Here is a 16,319-nt window from a genome sequence, read left to right as displayed (position 1 = left end):
ACTTGGATCTGCGTTTGGCGCAGTCGACCGAAACGACACCAAAGTGAGAGGGACCGACCGCCTCGACTCGCTGCTGAATCACCCCAGCTGGCTTGCCGATGTAACGGGCCTGATTGGATTTTGACGATTTTGACGAACGTTTCTTGGTGGCGATTGCCATATCGGAGTTCCTTGATTGAAGGGAAAGTGAATTCCTTCAATGAAAGCACTCAGAATGCGCCCCTGGTAGTTTTTTAGGCTAACTTGGGGACATACCAGGCATGGCTCTCGTGTCCAATGATCGTTCAAAAATGTGTCCCTGACGAACAAACGCTCGCCAGGGACCGACAACACCATTGGCGTACCGCTTTTGCAGGGAAACGCTGGCGACCGAGATATCCCTTGCCAAGCCAGCACCTCTGCAGAGCTCGGCTCCGTTTCTCCCGGCAGTGCCAGGCTAACATTGATAATCACATCCCACAAATAAATCCTTCGATACGGGAGCCATGCCTTGAAAACCTCGGCCGCACGCTGCCGTCGGATGAGCCCTATTTTCTTCAACGCCTTCGGCGTAGAACAACTTGTGGCCAACGACGGCTCGCTACCTCATCCACGACAGAACCAGCTTTCACAAAACACGCCACTAACTGATCGAGCGATGCAGACCGTGTCGCAGGCCAATGGATGATTCAGCCCAGGATCAAATTGAAAACCCATCGACGGACGCTTACAATGTGTCCTTGAACTCCCCCGCCCCGATCCGTTTCCAGCGAGCGTCTCTTTATGACTCGATTGATTTGCTTGACGACATCTCTGCTCGTCTACCTGGCGCCGCTCGCACTTACTCTGCAAAACGGCTGGGCAGAGTGGCCCGATCGACACGGTCCGACCCAGAACGGCGTCGTGGCCCAGGCAGATGCCAAAGACCTCCCTGTGCAATGGTCCGCCACGGAGAACGTCGCGTGGAAGACACCACTGCACGATGAAGGCCACTCCTCACCCGTGATCGCCGATGGCCGGATTTGGCTGACGACAGCAACGCCTGACGGTACGCGACAGTTCGTCATTGCGATCGATGAGCAGACTGGCGAGATCATTCACGATCGACTGGTATTCGAAAACCAAGAGGTCGAGCCGCTCGGCGGCGCCGTCGGGTTCAATAATTACGCCGCACCGAGCTGTGTGCTGGGGCCCGGCGCCGTCTATGTTCACTTTGGGACCTACGGAACCGCCAGACTTGATCCACAGACCGCCGAAGTGGTTTGGCAGCGACGTGATATGCCCTGCCGACACTTTCGCGGACCGGGCTCCTCACCGGTCTTGCACGACGACAAGCTAGTGCTCACTTTCGATGGCGTGGACCAACAGTACACCACAGCGCTCGATGCTGAGACAGGCGAGACGCTCTGGCGGACCGATCGAAGCACCGACTACGATGATCTCGGTGATGATGGAAAACCGCTACGCGAAGGCGACCTGCGGAAAGCCTACTGCACGCCAGCGATTGTCAAGGTCGGCGATCAGACGCAGGTCCTCTCCGTCGGCGCTCGAGCCATGCAAAGCTATGACCTTGAGACCGGCAAAGAGCTCTGGACCTTCCGGCATGACAGCTACAACGCGGGCATCCGACCACTCTGGATACCGGAAAAGAATATCGTCATCATCAATACGGGTTCCCGCGGCGCTGAGCTCGTCGCGATTCGGCTGGACGAATCCACCCAAGGCGATGTCACGGACACCCACGTGGTTTGGGTACGAGAACGGGGGAATCCTCGTTTTGCGATGCCGGTCGAACATGATGGCCTGATCTTCCAGGTCACCGACAACGGCGTCTTGGTGTGCATCGATGCCGATACAGGCGACGAACTTTGGAAAGAGCGAATCTCCGGCGACTACCTCGCCTCACCCATCCGGGCAGATGATCATCTCTATTTCTTCAACCAGAGTGGACTCGGTACGGTCGTCAAAGCCCAGCGGGAGCCTGAAATCCTCGCTACCAACGATGTGCCTGAGATGGCCACGAGTGCATGCCCAGCAGCTTCCGATGGCGCGATCTTCGTCCGCGGCAAAAAATACCTATTCAAGATTCAATCGCCCTAGCTGGCGATCCGAATAGGGCCGGCAGGATCACGGGAATCATCGCATCCGGACTCATTGACCACACCGTGGCTGTGGGTGAAATTGGCCGGCCTTTCCGCAACGGACGCAACAGTGGCGTCGCACTGGATCGTCGACGAGGCAATCCATGACAAATCGTTGCCAGACGATTCCCGAAACGATGCTCGCCCGTGTCCTCTCCCCACGATCTATCCCATAACACCTCGCCGTCGATTGACCGGGGTGGCCTGGTCTGCGCCATCGGTGCCCACACTTTGTGGGGGCTCTTTCCAATCTATTGGCACCTGATCGACATCGCCGACTCCGCCGAATTGGTGTCTCACCGGATCGTGTGGTCGTTCGTCTCGTTTGCCCTGGTGCTGCCCTTCTTGATCCGCCGTGGGACATGGGGTGGGGGCCGAGCGGTAATGCGAGAACTTCGCAACCCGCGGGTCTGGATCGGCTGCGCCGTCGCCGCCGTTATGATCGCGACCAACTGGGCCGCGTTCATCTGGGCGGTCAACCACGGGCGTGTGCTCGATGCATCGTTGGGGTACTACATCAACCCTTTGGTCAACGTGCTCCTCGGTGTGATGGTCTTGGGCGAGCGTCTGGATCGCTGGCAATGGGTAGCGGTCGGCGTCGCGGCAGTGGGCGTCGGGATCATGGCCGTGGGCGCCGGTGGCCTGCCCTGGGTATCCGTGCTGATGGCGTGTTCGTTTGGTGTCTACGGACTGGTGAAAAAACGAACGCACCTGCCGCCGCTGCTGGGACTTTGGATCGAAGTCAGCCTGCTCTTTCTCCCAGCGGCGATTTATCTGGGGTGGCGTGTCAGTGAGGGCGCTAGCGGCTTCCAACTTGGCTCGCTCAGAGTCACTCTGATGCTACTGTTTGCTGGCGTGATCACCATCACACCGCTGGCGTTGTTCGCCAACGCCGTTCGCAAGCTCGATCTCTCCCTCATCGGAATCCTGCAGTACGTCGGTCCCACGCTGCAGTTTCTCGTCGGCGCGGTGCTGTACAATGAACCGCTGGACCGAACCCGGATGTGCGGGTTCGTGTTCGTCTGGCTGGCGCTCATCCTCTTTGTGGCCGCAACCCATCGGCCGCGGTCCCTGGGGACGCTTTCGCCTTCCTCCACACGGTCTTGACGGCCATGGAGGCTCGACCGGACGGGAGGGACGACCGCCACACCTCCAACGTCCTCGAGGTCGGGCCGCTTTGAAGTGATTGTGAATAGATGATTCACTTCACCCGCCCGGCGAAGCTGGGAGGGTGAAGCAGAAACGGCACAATCTCTCTCACAAGAGACGGGCGAGTTTGAACCCCGCCCGGGTCCTGGGCTGCTATTTCAGCGGCATGACTTCGATCTTGCGGATGCTGACCTTGCTGCCTGGATCGTGTTGTTGAAACGCAAAGTGCCCCTCTTTAAAAGTCTGCTCGAAGTCGAGGTACTCGTACAACTCCTCACCATCGACGCTGAACTTAATACGAATCATATCGCGGCCACGCCAATTGTCCGCTTTGACTTCGATCTCGTAGGTGAACCATGTATCCGGCTTCACGAGCTCACGATAGATATGGCACATGCCGTAGAGTGACCCAGTACGAATGGGGTCACGGTGGCTGCTGTTGACCTGGGCTTCGTACCCGTCAAGAAACCCGGGCTCTGCTGTGGTATGAAAATACAATCCTGAATTGCCGTTGTCGTTAATCTTGATCTCGGCTCGGTAGCGGAAGTCTTGGTAGGGCCCCGTCGTGGAAACCAACATCGACGGATTTCCGGAGCCGCGGATTTCGCCGTCTTTGACTTCCCAGTGACTATCGTCGCCACCGACTTTCTTCCAGCCATCAAGTGATTTCCCATCGAATAGAGAAGTCCATTTGCCGCCTTCTTGAGCCGATACACTACCGCCGCAAAGCAGAGTGAACGCAGCGAAACCGAGGAGCGAACGTCGAAACAGGCTAGTCATACTGAGTATTTCCTGGAGGATAAACTGGAACAGCACCCGGATGGGTGCGGGAGAGCGGGAAACCCGCCACGTCCAAACAGTGGACGCGGTCCATTTCCCGCATGCTAGGCCTGACAATATAGTCAAAGGCCGCGATTACGTAAGCATCAAGACAGTTCGATAGGCGACGAACGCGGCAGCGTAGGCCAGCACGGTCATGTATCCGAACTGGAACGCGGCCCATTTCCAGGACCCTGTCTCCTTCTTCGTCACCGCCTGGGTCGGCAGACACTGCATCGCCAACACGAAAAAGACGAGCAGACTGACACAGGTCGCTGGCGTGAAGACCTTCTGGCCGTTGGGGTAGGTTGCTGCCGTCAGCCGGTCCTGCAGAGTCGAGCCTTCTTCCGGTTCGGGGCCAAGACCATAGAGAATCGAGAGTGTCGAGACGACCACCTCACGCGCGGCGAAACTCGTCATCACACCCACGCTGGTTTTCCAGTCAAACCCGAGCGGCTCAAAGACCGGGGCAACAGCGTGTCCCAAGCGACCGATGATCGCATGCTCTTGGTCAGCAGCCGCTCGCACATTCTCCATCTCCGGCTCACTGATCTGTTCGGCAGCAACAGACTTTGCTTCCAGGTCGGCGGCAAACTGCTCGTCGGAGAGTTTCGGGTAGGTCGACAGAGCCCAAATCCCAATCGAGATCAACAGAATCACGGTTCCGGCGTCTCGCAAAAACATCCAACCGCGTTCATAGGAATATCGCATCGCATTGCGGATCGATGGAGCCCGGTAATGCGGCAAATCCAGGATCAGCGGCGATGGCTGGCCTGGCAACAGCGTCAACTTCAAGACGAATGCGACGACAAAGGCCGCAACCATACCGAGCACATAGGCTCCCGCAAACAACCCAGCGGCAAACAGCGGGTTCTGCGGGAACAGCATCGCGGCCAACATCGTGTAGACCGGCAACCGCGCCGAACAGGTCATCAGCGGGATCACCATGATCGCCGCTAACCGGTCGCGCCGGCTTTCAATCACCTTCGTCGCCATGATCGCGGGAATGGCACAGGCATGAGCGGCTAGCAAGGGCACGAACGCCTGACCAGGCAGACCGACCCGCCGCATCCAACGATCCACCACGACAACAGCACGCGAGAGATACCCAGAGTCCTCCAACAGCGCCAGCATGAAGAACAAAATCAAGATCTGGGGCAGGAACACCACCACGCCACCGACGCCACCGATGATTCCATCGACAACCAGACTCTGAAAATCACCCTCAGGCAACCAATCACTGACGGCCGCTCCCAAGGCTGCAAAACCTTCGTCGAGCCACTGCATCGGGACCTGGGCGATCCAGAACACCAGCGAAAAGGCGACCACCATCACGGCCGCGAACACGGCCATGCCAAACCAACGATGGGTCAAGAAGCGATCGACGCGATCGGCCGTTTCGTCCGATACCACACTCCCGTCACGGATGCTCTCGCGGGCCAGCGACGAAGCCCATTGGTGCCCGTCAGCATAGGGACATACACGGCAGGATCCGCACGACGACTCGTCGTCGGTCGACACCACCGCCAGCACATTCTCGGCCGGTTGCGGAGGGCACTCCGGAGAGCCGCTCTCGATCAGCATCGGCAAGGCTGGCCCGGAAAGCAAAACACCTAACTGGGATTTCAGCCGATCAAAACCCTCGCCGGTCCGCGCCGAGACACCGACAACCGGACAGCCGAGCTTGCGGCTCAGCGTGGTCAAGTCAATCTCAATGCCGCGCCGCCGCGCCGCTTCGATCATGTTGACCGCGACCATCGTTGGCCGACCTTGCTGCAACGCTTCACGCACGAGAAAGAGCGTCCGCTGCAGATTCGTTGCGTCAACGATCAACAATACCGCGTCGGGTACAAGATCCGATTGACCAGCCACGAAATCATGGGCGACCTGCTCTTCCGGCGACGAGGGCTCGAATGAGTACATCCCCGGCAAATCGACGAGTGTTACCGTTTGGCCAGCAGCGATCTCGACGCGACCGATCCGGCGATCGATTGTCGTGCCAGGAAAATTTGACGTTTTTGCGAGCAGATTCGTCAAGCGGTTGAAAATCGACGTTTTCCCAACGTTCGGATTCCCAAGCATCGCGACGACCGACTCTCCCGTCTGGGGAGCCTTCGACGCACCACCGCTCTGCGATTCGGCCGCCTCGACCGAGGTACTCATCAGGAAGCCACTCGCATGTAAATGCCTCGCGCAATCTCCGTCGCCACAGCGACCTTGCCGCCCGCCGCTTTGACGATCAACGGATTGCCGCTACGCGACAACTGCACTTGCTGGCCCGCGAACAAACCGAGTGCTTTCAATCGAATCGCACAAGCTTCGGGGAGATCCAGTCGAGCGATTTCGCCGCTCGTGCCGATATAATGTTCGAGACTGACTTCGCTGAACATACGCTGCGCTATGGTTGGAATCGAGGCGGGAACGATACCTTTGACTCAGACTGCTATCCTGCCGGATGACACTGCCTGCTGCCAAGGCTCGCTAGTTGAGAATGATTCTCGTTTAATGCATTTTAGGCGTTTTTCAATCTGCAGCCTAGAGGGTTTGACAGCGAATCGAGAGCGATTGATCAAAATTTGAATTCCCTGACACCCCCACCGGCGAGCGGGACGACGACTCGCCCTATCAACCCGATACCAGCCCAATCGATGCCTGACTACACCACCCTGCTGCAGACCGCCCGCTTCGATGTCGTTGAGATGGAACTGCCATCACGGGACGGACAAACCCATCGCCGCGCCTACATACGACATCCCGGCGCTGTCGTCTTGCTGCCACTACTCGACCCCGACACGATCGTGATGATCGAAAATGAGCGTACGGGCGTGGGTGAAACGCTGCTCGAACTGCCCGCCGGGACTCGCGATCAAGGCGAAACGCCGCTTCAGACCGCTGCCCGCGAGCTCGTCGAGGAGACCGGTTATCGAGCCGGCGACTTGGAAGTGGCCTGCGAGTTCTACTCCGCCCCCGGCCTCGGCAACGAATTGATGCACATGGTCGTTGCTCGAAATCTAACCGCCGGTGAGCAACAACTCGAGCCGACCGAACGGATTCTCACGCGGCTCGTCTCACGCGAAGAAGTAGATCAGCTCGTTCGGGGCCATTCCATTCGTGATTCCAAAACGCTCGTCGGCCTCCAACACTTTTTGCTGGGCTACACCTAACAAACATGCTGCTCCCTTGACCGCGTCGCCGCGCCAGTGAATTCACGAGCAGCTACTGCCTCGCCCCGCTCGGTTGCGGTACCACTGGGCTCCCCTTTCGGCACCTCTCGAGGGTGCATTGCCAAGCCGATGGGGTTATCGTTAAGTAAGTGTGGTCGAAGACAACCAGATCGCGGGCGAGGGCTCGCCGGATTGACTCTCATCTCTCCTCAGGAAAGTCCAACATGAAAGCTTTCGAAGCGACGCGCCACTTTTTCTATCAAGCCGCCGACCAACTCGATATCAGCGACGAACTGCGGGAAGCCTTGCTGATGCCTAATCGTGAGATTCAGGTCCAAGTGACGATCCGGCGCGACGATGGGCACCTGGCGAACTACATCGGTTTTCGCGTTCAGCACGATCACGCCCGCGGTCCGATGAAGGGTGGTCTGCGATATCACCAGGAAGTCGACTTGGATGAGTCACGTGCACTGGCCTGCCTGATGACGTGGAAAACCGCTGTCGTCGATCTGCCCTATGGCGGCGCCAAAGGTGGCATCGGGGTCAACCCCGCACAGCTATCCAAGAATGAAATCGAAAGACTCACCCGCGCGTTCGTGGACCAAATCCACGATATTGTTGGCCCAGACACGGACATCCCCGCCCCGGATATGGGGACGGACTATCAAGTCATGAGCTGGTTCCGCAACCAGTGGGAAAAGTACCACGGATTCAATCCGGCCGTGATCACCGGCAAGCCGGTCGAGGAATACGGTGCTCGGGGACGCGAAGAAGCGACCGGCCGCGGCGTCGGCACGCTGACCCAAAAGATGGTCAAACGCCTCGGCATGTCACCCGACCAATCGAGAGTCGCGATCCAAGGCTTCGGGAACGTCGGCTCGCATGCAGCCAAATTCCTCCACGAGGGCCAGTTCCCCATCGTGGCGGTCTCCGATATCACGGGCACCTACTACAACTCCGATGGACTGAACATCCCCAAGCTCCTGCGGCACAAACTGGCTCACCCCAAAGGCCTGCTCGAAGGGTTCGATGACGCCGAGCACTTGCCAGTCGATGCGTTGTTGAAACTCGATCACGTCGATGTCCTGATCCCCGCCGCTCTCGGTGGTGTGATCACCGAAGAAAACGTCGACGCGATCACAGCCAAGGTCATCGTCGAAGCCGCTAACGGGCCCACGCTTCCGGTTGCCGACGAACGCCTCAATGAACGCGGCGTGACTGTGCTACCCGATATCCTCGCCAACGCAGGCGGGGTGACAGTGAGTTATTTTGAGTGGGTGCAAAACCGCCAGCACTACCGATGGTCCCTCGATCGGGTCCGTCAAGAACTCGACCGCACCATGAACGATGCCTTCGAGTCCGTTTGGCAAATGGCCAGCCAACACGACGTGTCACTGCGAACGGCCGCCTACATGATTGGCATCTCCCGAGTCCGCCGAGCCACCGAACTGGCCGGTTTGGCGTAAAGCAAAGTCGACCGACGGCTCCGACCGTCGCGAGAACCCATTCAAACACCGCCCCATTCAAACACCGGTGCTGCAATCGCTGCTGGATCAGCGAAATCAGTGTCAGCGAGAAACAATTGCCCCGCCTGAGGGCACTGGGCGCGGTTCTCCCCAGGCATGTTCTCGACCGCCGTGGTGATCAGCAGTCGCACCCGGCCCTCCACCACAACCAATGCAGGGCAGGTGTTCTGCGGTGACCCTGGCGTGCGCCAGACACACTGCAACCGACCAGTTGTGAGATCGTATTGACGCGTTTCTCCATATTCAGCCACATCGGGCTGATAAATCGAAACAATGACGCCCGCCCCGTCGGGCGTCAAAATGGCACCATCGGGAACACCGGAGCCGTCGGTCAAATCGACCAAGACTCGCTCCGCACCGATCGTGCCCGCCTCGATATCGAGATCATACTGCACGATTTTCTTGGTGGGCGAATCAATATCGATCAATTGCAATTGCCCAGACCCATCGCCGCGAATCATCTTCCCATTGCTGCAAACCTGGTCGTCTCGCAAGCGAATCAAGGCTCGGTCACGACCACGATACAGATACAGTCCCGCCTTCTTTTCCGAAAAGTCGAGATCCTTGGTACCGAAAATCAGATTGTCGCCCCAGACGACTGCGTCGTTGATGATCGTGTTGTCAACATCCGCGTCGACGCCCTCGCAGAATGGAGTCCACGAGCGGTCGGCAACATCGAAGATGCCGAGCGCGCGCTCCACGCCAGCCACAAAACGGGTCGGCGACTCGCCTTTCGCCGAACCCGAACACGCGACAGCGAAACCGGGGCGACCGGGCAAATCGAAAGTTTGATTCTCGCCGGTGGCCAAGTTCAACAGATTGATCGAACCATGCTGCGAGTCGCTGCCGTGCTGGATCCCGACCCAGGACACACAGTCCGCCAGCGGCAGTGGCAGCGGGCCTTCGGGCAGAAACCGCAACGACTCCGACTCGGGCGTCGACAGGGCGACGGCGTCAATGATTCGTGGGTCAGGCACTGAATTCATGGGTATTTCCCGATGAGGCATAGAAAGAGGAGGCACCGAGGGAACATTCAATAGGGCACATCGATGGCCCCACACAAAAACCGCATCAGCGGCTTGGCGTCGCGGATCAATCCGATGATACGCGAGACAGCATCCGCACGGGTGACATCGCCCTGAGTCAACTTCGATACGGCGATGAAATCGATTCGTCGTAAATCGATGATCTCGGGGTGGTCTTTCGGGTAATCGCGTGGAGATGTTTTGAGCGATTCGCCCGAGAATTGAAAGGATTCTCGAAACCGCTTGGCATCCCGCGCCCGATGCCATGCCCGTGGATCCGCATCGATGGCTCGCCGGACCGCCGCCAGCGTCTCGCGGTGCGGACGCCAGCACCCGGCGGCGACCAAACACTCCTCGACTGAGAAATGAATGTAGATGCCGGGTGCATGGATATTGTTGTCAGCCTGATGCCGAATCGAGATGCCGACATTGGTCTTGTAGGGCGTCTTGTCTTTGGAAAACCGCGTGTCGCGATGAATCCGCAGCAAGGACCCACCGCTGCGTTTCGCAACGGCATTCAACATCGGCGCCGATCGCCGCAAGGGCACCGCGAGCTGCTCAATCAAATCCAGGGCGGGTTCGCGAACGTCTTGCTCGTATCGCGGCTTGTTGGCATGAAACCACTCACGTTGGTTGTTCCGCGCCAGGTCATCCAAGAACTCAAAAAGCTCCGGACCAATGGGCGATGCCTGCGTCACGAAGCGACTTCCGGCTCACCCGATGGTTCCTCAAGACCGGGGACACGGTAGGGTTCGGGAACCGCCAGGTCGTCCTGTGGCAAACATCGCAATACCTGGCGAGGGGGTGAGGCGAGACTATCCTCCACCCGCCAAACCTTCCAAACCTTGTCTCCAGGGCCCTCGACCGAATCGCCATCATCGATCGGCTCCTCGGCTTCCTCTAGGAAACAAGTGACCAACCGCAGAAAGCTCTCGACTTCCGCGAAATCATAAGACTCCGCGTGAAAGCACGCCTCGACATCGAGCAAATTAAGCTGTTCGTTGCCCACCGTGTCCATTACCGCCCAGTCCGCTTCGAGGCGAAACAAACGCACGTTGGACCACAGATCCAGAGGAGGGAAGTCATTCTCTTCGGCGTACTCGAAACTCTCGTTAAGAGTTTTCAGGTCCCGCAACACCTCCCCATTGGGATTGAAATAGCAGATCGCTTGCGGCAGTTCCGTGATCGCAGCAGCAATCTCTGTCACCAATGCGAGTTCATCAAATGGTTCATATCCTTCCGGCAGGACAGGTGCATCGTCTTCCTCGCCGAGAACGTAGGAACTGCGGATGCGGACAAATGCTTGTGCTTGGTCACCGAGTTCACGCCCGTCTTCCCATACCCAGGACTGTTCCGTGGCCCGCTGCAACGAACCGGGATAGTTGTGGGGCCCAAAGTTGCCGAGTCCCCAGGCATCGGTAATCTGTCGCTCCTGGGATCCTTCATCCCCTGCCGGAGAGCCGTCTTCCGAGACACCCATCGCATCGGGCCAGGGATGGTTGACGATGTCCACCACCACCTTGCCACTGCCGTCCTCATCCATATTCATCAGCACCGCGGGGCCGAGAAAGGTCCAGTCCTCGGACGCCTCAATGGGGGCGGATGGGTAAAAGTCGTCGATAGCGGCAGCAACTTCCTCGATGCTCACGCCTTGGCGCAATAGAACCACGATGCCTTGGGTAAAAAGTCCCTTAGCCATTGGAAATCCTTCGATTGGGTATTTGACGTGCCCGCTGGAGAACAGCGAGCGGGCGTGGCGGGGCTTGATGAAGAACAAGCCAGCAGTTTAGAGCCTGATCCGAACGAGAGAAACCGGGCTCTAGCAACCCATCGCCCCTCGGCATCGACCTCAGAATCGACCGTACGCGTGGTTGCTAGCTAAAAAATCGAAACGTCGCTCACGAGGTTTGTCCATTTCGTGAGCCGAGACGCGCAAGCGGCCGGGTAGCGGCGCCAACGTCGATTCAATCGACAGCCCGCTTACGCCGCCTTGTTCAAGCGGTCATCGCTCGGGCCAGAATCCCGATCCGATTCCATCTTCGACGATGAGTTCGATCCCGCAGCGAGGATGGCGCCGATGTCGTGCGAAGACCCTGCCAGGTGGTACTGGCAGATAAACAGAGACATCGCCCGCTCGTGAGTCAGAGCGATCTGATCGGCAACTTCGCCGCAGAGCCGGGCCAATCTCGCGTCTTCAATCCTGCGCGTCGACAATAATTTTTCCGAGAGACTCAGCCCCACCGGAGGCGCATCGGCGGCGCGCAACAAACCATTGCGTTTTTCAACCATCCGCTCTAAATCAGAGATCGCGACGATCAACTGCTGCGTCGATTCATCGATCTCGTCACTGCCACGACGCGGCGCGACCATGCGGGTTTCATCTAAGATCAGATCGATCGAGTTGGCGATACCGGTAGCCTCGATGAGGTAGGACGCTACCTGCTCTCGCCAAGAAAGAGCTTCGGAGTGATCGAGCGAGGAGCCTGCGTTCATGATAGGGCACTTGAAAGTGAATGGAGAAACCAAGCCGCTATCATTGGATCATCGGAATCATCGGCAGAGATGATGAAGGAAAAGCCGAAATCCAGGACGAGTTGACGCGATCGAACCACCAGCCGATCGCCGCACACTGCCCCCCTTATAGATACATCGCTTGGAAGCCGTCGCCCTGCTCGATCTCGCTCTGCATCGCGTCGATGCGTTCTTTCGTTTTTGTCAGATCACCCGCTTGGATGTAACGATCGAACTCCACCGCAACGGCGTGCTTGACCGATTCAGCGAGGAACTCGACCGATGTTTCGTTCAGCCAGGAACAGGTTTCTTTGCTCAGCTCAATCTGCAGGTCGACCCCGCGCGTCTTCAGGTCGTCCTCGCCGGTGAGCACCACGCCCTCGACATCGAACGCCACCAAACCACTGTTGGGATCGTTGGTCAAATGGAACCGGCAGACCGCTCGGTGCAGGTAGTACGAGTTGAGCATGCCGTGCTTGGTAACGGCCGCCTTGACTCGCAATACGAACGATTCGTAAGCCGGCGATGCGTCCAAAGGAACGTCCAAGCGGCCGACACTGCGCAGTGGCAAACAGTCAAATTCAAATTCCACCCACTGACCGAGCATTTTTACTCTCCAATCATTCGATTCGTGACAATTTTCACACCTTCGGCAGTCTTTCAGCTTCCGCCTACTCTGAAGTCAATGTTGTGACCGATTTTCCCGCAAAAAGCGAGGTCAGATGTAGATTGTGAAAAATCCGACATTCCCGGCGACAAGTCAAGGGTGCCGGGGGGAAGCGAAAACGCGCAAGAATTTTCTTGACCGGCCCCCCCACAACGTATCAGATTGAACTCAGACGAATCAAACCGTCAGGCTACTCGTACTCACCCGGGACAGCTCTTTTCAATCACTTCCCTTTTGGAGACAAGTTATGACCAAGACCATCGGCACCGCCTCCCTCCCCGCCATGGACCCCTCCTCGATGCCCGGCATGACGGCGCGTGAAATGATGGTCCGTAACTTGATCACGCTCGATCCCAAGATGGATGCGCTCGAGGCTCTCGACGTCCTTCTGCGCAATCGAATTTCAGGAGCCCCCGTGGTCAACGAAGACGGCGTCTTCATGGGGGTCTTCTCTGAAAAATCCTGCATGAAGTTCGTCGTCTCCTTGGCCTATGACGGCATGCCCAGCACCGATGTGCAGTCGCTCGTCGACGCCGATCCGCCGACGATCAGCGAAGAAACGGACTTGCTATCGATCGCCCAAGCCTTCCTGACACAATCCTGCCGCCGCCTCCCCGTGGTCGACCAAGACGGGCGATTGCGCGGCCAGATTTCTCGACGTGACGTCATGCGAGCCGTTCGCAGCCATTTGAACGCCCCTCAGAAAACAGCCACCGCCTCAGGGCTGTTCTTCAGCGCGATCCTGTCCAGCTCCGAACGACGGGTCTGATACTGACGAACGGTCGCTCAACTCTCTGGCTGCATCGCGATCCGCTTGCTCAAGCCATCATCGCGAGTATTCCCTCGGCCGGGCCCGCCCCCTGGGGCGGACGCGACTCGCTCGCGACAGAGGTGGTCAGCGATCTTGCGCGGGTGCTCGTGACAATTTTCCAAGAATACTTGGTATCGGCTGCTCTGCGTGCCGCCCACGGCGGTGCCAGCTACGTAGATACCTCGATGACTCGTTTGCATTGTCTCGGTGTCGTAAAGCGGCGCCCCCGACGGGGCGTCCGAGACGAGCCCGAGCTGGCCGAGGAGAGACTGGTCTTGGTGGTAACCGATCAGCGTCAACACGTCGTCGGCTTCGACCTCGGTGTCCGCTGCGGAATCTCCCTCGCCTTGGCTTCGGATGGTCACATGGCGTGACGAGATTTCAGCAACCCGAGATCCAAAGTAGGCCTCGATGCTGCCGCTGCGAATCAACCCTTCAATCTCCGGACGCAGCCAATACTTAATCCCGTCGCTGGGCAGTTGCTCTCGGTGATAGCAGAGACTCACCTTGGCCCCACCCCGGTGCAGCCGGATGGCTGCTTCGACAGCACTGTTACGTCCACCGACGATCAGAACACGGCGGCCATGGTAGCGGTGGATTTCGCGTAGGAAGCCGTCCACGTGCGGCAGTTCCTCTCCAGGGACCCCGAGCCGATTGGGGAAATCGGTGCCCCCGATCGCCAACACAACCGCGCGCGCGTCGAGAAAGAAATCCGTGTGGGATCGGGCCGATGTATCGACGGATCTCGAAACACCCCCACGAGCCTGCTCCGCTGCACTCGGTTCACCCGAGGTGCGGCGGAACCCTAAACGCCAACATGACGGCGCGTCATCGAGCGGTTCGGCTGCGGGCGTGATCGACACCAACCGCTTAAAGGTATGAACGGGAACAGCGAACTGGTCCACAACGCTGCGGAGGTAGTTCAGATACTCCTCGCGGCTCGCCTTGGCTTGATCGACCGTCTGCAGCGGAACGCCCGCGATCGAGATGCGGTCATTGCTGCTGAACCAGCGAGTTCCGGGAGCCCACCATGAGATCGTATGACCGAGGGGGCCTGCATCAAAGACTTCGGCATCGATGCCGCGTCGGCGCAGTTCGACGGCGGTTTCAATTCCGCTCGGACCTGCCCCGATAACGACAGCTGGCAGCACGTTGCTCACTGGAAAGCCAATTCTCGTAGAACCGAATAACTCGCCGACACCTACTTCGGTGCGATCATGCAGATCATGCGTCGACCGTGCTGCTGCGGCTTGGTTTCGACTTTGCCGTGTTCGCTGAGGATTTCGATGACCTGTTCCATGACCTTGCGGCCTTCTTCGATGTGGGCCATCTCGCGGCCGCGGAACAGAACACTGACCTGAACCTTGTCTTTGTGCTCGAGAAATTTCTCGGCTTGGCGGATCTTGGTGCGAATGTCCTCGTCACCTGTCTTCGGCCGCAACCGGATTTCTTTGGTCTTCGTGTGCGAGGCTCCGCTATTTTTCTTCTTGTTTTTGTCGTACTTGAATTTGCCGTAATCCATGATCCGGCAAACCGGCGGCCGCTCGCCAGGAGCGACCTCGACGAGGTCGAGACCCGCGTCACGGGCACGTTCGAGCGCCTGTTCGGTCGGGATGATACCGAGCTGTTCGCCCGTCTCACTGACCACACGGATCGGGGTAATGCGAATTTGTTGGTTGATGCGTGTCGCATCGCGAGTTTCCGGTTGGACGTTTCTTCGTGCCAATGCCACTAAAGCAATCTTCTCCGGCCGGGGGCGTTCCGGCACAATAGGTAAGAAATGAGGAAGGTTCCGCTCGCGGTTCAGCCCGCCAGGCGGCCCCTGATCTCTCAAAGGATAGTTCTCAATTCGGGAGGTCAACCCCAAACTATACAAAGTATCCAGCTCAATGGGGGTAGACGTCAACACTGAATCCGCAGATTTTAACGGTTTTCAAGCTCGTAGGGGCCACTTGACGGATCCGCCGCCGCAACGCAAACTACGCATCCGTCAGCCAAGGCAGCGGATTCAAGCAAATTGATCGCAATGCCGATGACGTATCCCAGGCTCCATTACCAAAGAGCCAAAAACCAAAATTCGGACGATTAGCTCAGTTGGTTAGAGCGCCACGTTGACATCGTGGAGGTCACAGATTCGAGTTCTGTATCGTCCACTCCCAAGAAACCCCGCAAAACCCAGCGTTTTGCGGGGTTTTTTCGTGTTCTGATCTGCGGCCCGCCAACTCGATAGAGAATCGACGCCAAACGACTGTCGATCTTCCCGGCTCGGCCGTCACAACGCTGCCGATGTCGTGTTGGATGTTTATTGGGCGCTTTACCGAGAGGGAAATCCTCGTCAACCAAGCGATTGGGCAACCTCTTTGCGTTGGGCGATATCACGTTAACGAACAGGAACCTGTACGTTCGAGTGAGCCGACCTCGTTGCGTGATGCCCTGTTCGGTTCCCAGCCGCCTCCCGCTCAGACCCCCGAACGGTAAAATGCGCGTTGGAGTACAGAATGCCTAGATGCATACGCAGGGACTTCCG

General features: G+C 58.1%; 15 protein-coding genes and 1 tRNA gene. 6 read left to right on the top strand and 10 right to left on the bottom strand.

Annotated features, from left to right (window positions below; translation table 11 throughout):
- Positions 1 to 762: 762 nt before the first annotated feature.
- The gene (locus CA85_RS05985; protein ID WP_146390358.1) at positions 763 to 2,079 is read left to right on the top strand and encodes a PQQ-binding-like beta-propeller repeat protein; all 1,317 of its coding nucleotides are present in this window, start codon (positions 763 to 765) and stop codon (positions 2,077 to 2,079) included.
- Positions 2,080 to 2,267: 188 nt separating this feature from the next.
- Positions 2,268 to 3,227, top strand: coding sequence for an EamA family transporter RarD (rarD, locus tag CA85_RS05980; RefSeq protein ID WP_186774765.1), 960 nt, complete (start codon positions 2,268 to 2,270; stop codon positions 3,225 to 3,227).
- Positions 3,228 to 3,422: 195 nt separating this feature from the next.
- Here the strand turns inward: rarD and CA85_RS05975 are convergent, their stop codons facing one another.
- The 3 genes from CA85_RS05975 to CA85_RS05965 all read right to left on the bottom strand — a co-directional run bounded on the left by CA85_RS05975 (position 3,423) and on the right by CA85_RS05965 (position 6,478).
- On the bottom strand, positions 3,423 to 4,049 hold the full coding sequence (locus CA85_RS05975) for a 3-keto-disaccharide hydrolase (protein ID WP_146390357.1): 627 nt from the start codon (positions 4,047 to 4,049) through the stop codon (positions 3,423 to 3,425).
- 135 nt (positions 4,050 to 4,184) lie between these two features.
- Complete coding sequence (feoB, locus tag CA85_RS05970; protein WP_146390356.1) at positions 4,185 to 6,251, bottom strand: ferrous iron transport protein B; 2,067 nt, start codon at positions 6,249 to 6,251, stop codon at positions 4,185 to 4,187.
- On the bottom strand, positions 6,251 to 6,478 hold the full coding sequence (locus tag CA85_RS05965; protein ID WP_146390355.1) for a FeoA family protein: 228 nt from the start codon (positions 6,476 to 6,478) through the stop codon (positions 6,251 to 6,253). Before CA85_RS05965 ends, feoB begins: the two co-directional genes overlap by 1 nt.
- A 258-nt stretch (positions 6,479 to 6,736) precedes the next feature.
- Between CA85_RS05965 and CA85_RS05960 the strand changes: the two genes are divergently transcribed.
- Together CA85_RS05960 and CA85_RS05955 are read left to right on the top strand one after the other, a co-directional pair.
- Positions 6,737 to 7,252: an NUDIX hydrolase gene (locus CA85_RS05960; protein ID WP_146390354.1), complete on the top strand. Its 516-nt coding sequence runs from the start codon at positions 6,737 to 6,739 to the stop codon at positions 7,250 to 7,252.
- Between the two features lie 224 nt (positions 7,253 to 7,476).
- The gene (locus CA85_RS05955; protein WP_146390353.1) at positions 7,477 to 8,718 is read left to right on the top strand and encodes a Glu/Leu/Phe/Val family dehydrogenase; all 1,242 of its coding nucleotides are present in this window, start codon (positions 7,477 to 7,479) and stop codon (positions 8,716 to 8,718) included.
- A gap of 41 nt (positions 8,719 to 8,759) precedes the next feature.
- Here the strand turns inward: CA85_RS05955 and CA85_RS05950 are convergent, their stop codons facing one another.
- The 5 genes from CA85_RS05950 to CA85_RS05930 form a co-directional block, all read right to left on the bottom strand.
- Positions 8,760 to 9,764: an SMP-30/gluconolactonase/LRE family protein gene (locus CA85_RS05950; RefSeq protein ID WP_146390352.1), complete on the bottom strand. Its 1,005-nt coding sequence runs from the start codon at positions 9,762 to 9,764 to the stop codon at positions 8,760 to 8,762.
- Between the two features lie 47 nt (positions 9,765 to 9,811).
- On the bottom strand, positions 9,812 to 10,501 hold the full coding sequence (locus tag CA85_RS05945; protein ID WP_146390351.1) for a DUF2461 domain-containing protein: 690 nt from the start codon (positions 10,499 to 10,501) through the stop codon (positions 9,812 to 9,814).
- Entirely contained in the window at positions 10,498 to 11,502 is a 1,005-nt protein-coding gene (locus tag CA85_RS05940) for a DUF4261 domain-containing protein (protein WP_146390350.1), read from the bottom strand. The genes CA85_RS05945 and CA85_RS05940 overlap by 4 nt, the downstream gene beginning before the upstream one ends.
- A 281-nt stretch (positions 11,503 to 11,783) precedes the next feature.
- Positions 11,784 to 12,296 carry a hypothetical protein gene (locus tag CA85_RS05935; RefSeq protein ID WP_146390349.1) on the bottom strand — a complete coding sequence of 171 codons (513 nt, stop codon included), beginning with the start codon at positions 12,294 to 12,296 and terminating at the stop codon, positions 11,784 to 11,786.
- Between the two features lie 145 nt (positions 12,297 to 12,441).
- Positions 12,442 to 12,921: a hypothetical protein gene (locus tag CA85_RS05930; RefSeq protein WP_146390348.1), complete on the bottom strand. Its 480-nt coding sequence runs from the start codon at positions 12,919 to 12,921 to the stop codon at positions 12,442 to 12,444.
- A gap of 307 nt (positions 12,922 to 13,228) precedes the next feature.
- Between CA85_RS05930 and CA85_RS05925 the strand changes: the two genes are divergently transcribed.
- On the top strand, positions 13,229 to 13,750 hold the full coding sequence (locus CA85_RS05925; RefSeq protein ID WP_246112543.1) for a CBS domain-containing protein: 522 nt from the start codon (positions 13,229 to 13,231) through the stop codon (positions 13,748 to 13,750).
- Between the two features lie 17 nt (positions 13,751 to 13,767).
- On the opposite strand, the gene CA85_RS05920 is transcribed toward CA85_RS05925, so the two are convergent.
- Positions 13,768 to 14,952, bottom strand: coding sequence for an NAD(P)-binding domain-containing protein (locus CA85_RS05920; RefSeq protein ID WP_246112542.1), 1,185 nt, complete (start codon positions 14,950 to 14,952; stop codon positions 13,768 to 13,770).
- A gap of 41 nt (positions 14,953 to 14,993) precedes the next feature.
- A complete protein-coding gene (gene infC / locus CA85_RS05915) occupies positions 14,994 to 15,524 on the bottom strand; it encodes a translation initiation factor IF-3 (protein WP_146390460.1) in 531 nt (176 codons plus the stop codon).
- Positions 15,525 to 15,871: 347 nt separating this feature from the next.
- Here infC and CA85_RS05910 point away from each other — a divergent pair.
- A tRNA-Val gene (locus tag CA85_RS05910) sits at positions 15,872 to 15,945 on the top strand.
- Positions 15,946 to 16,319 lie beyond the last annotated feature (374 nt).

This window comes from Allorhodopirellula solitaria (genome assembly GCF_007859855.1).
GTDB classification, from domain to species: domain Bacteria; phylum Planctomycetota; class Planctomycetia; order Pirellulales; family Pirellulaceae; genus Rhodopirellula; species Rhodopirellula solitaria.
This window is presented reverse-complemented; position numbering and strand designations above follow the sequence as displayed.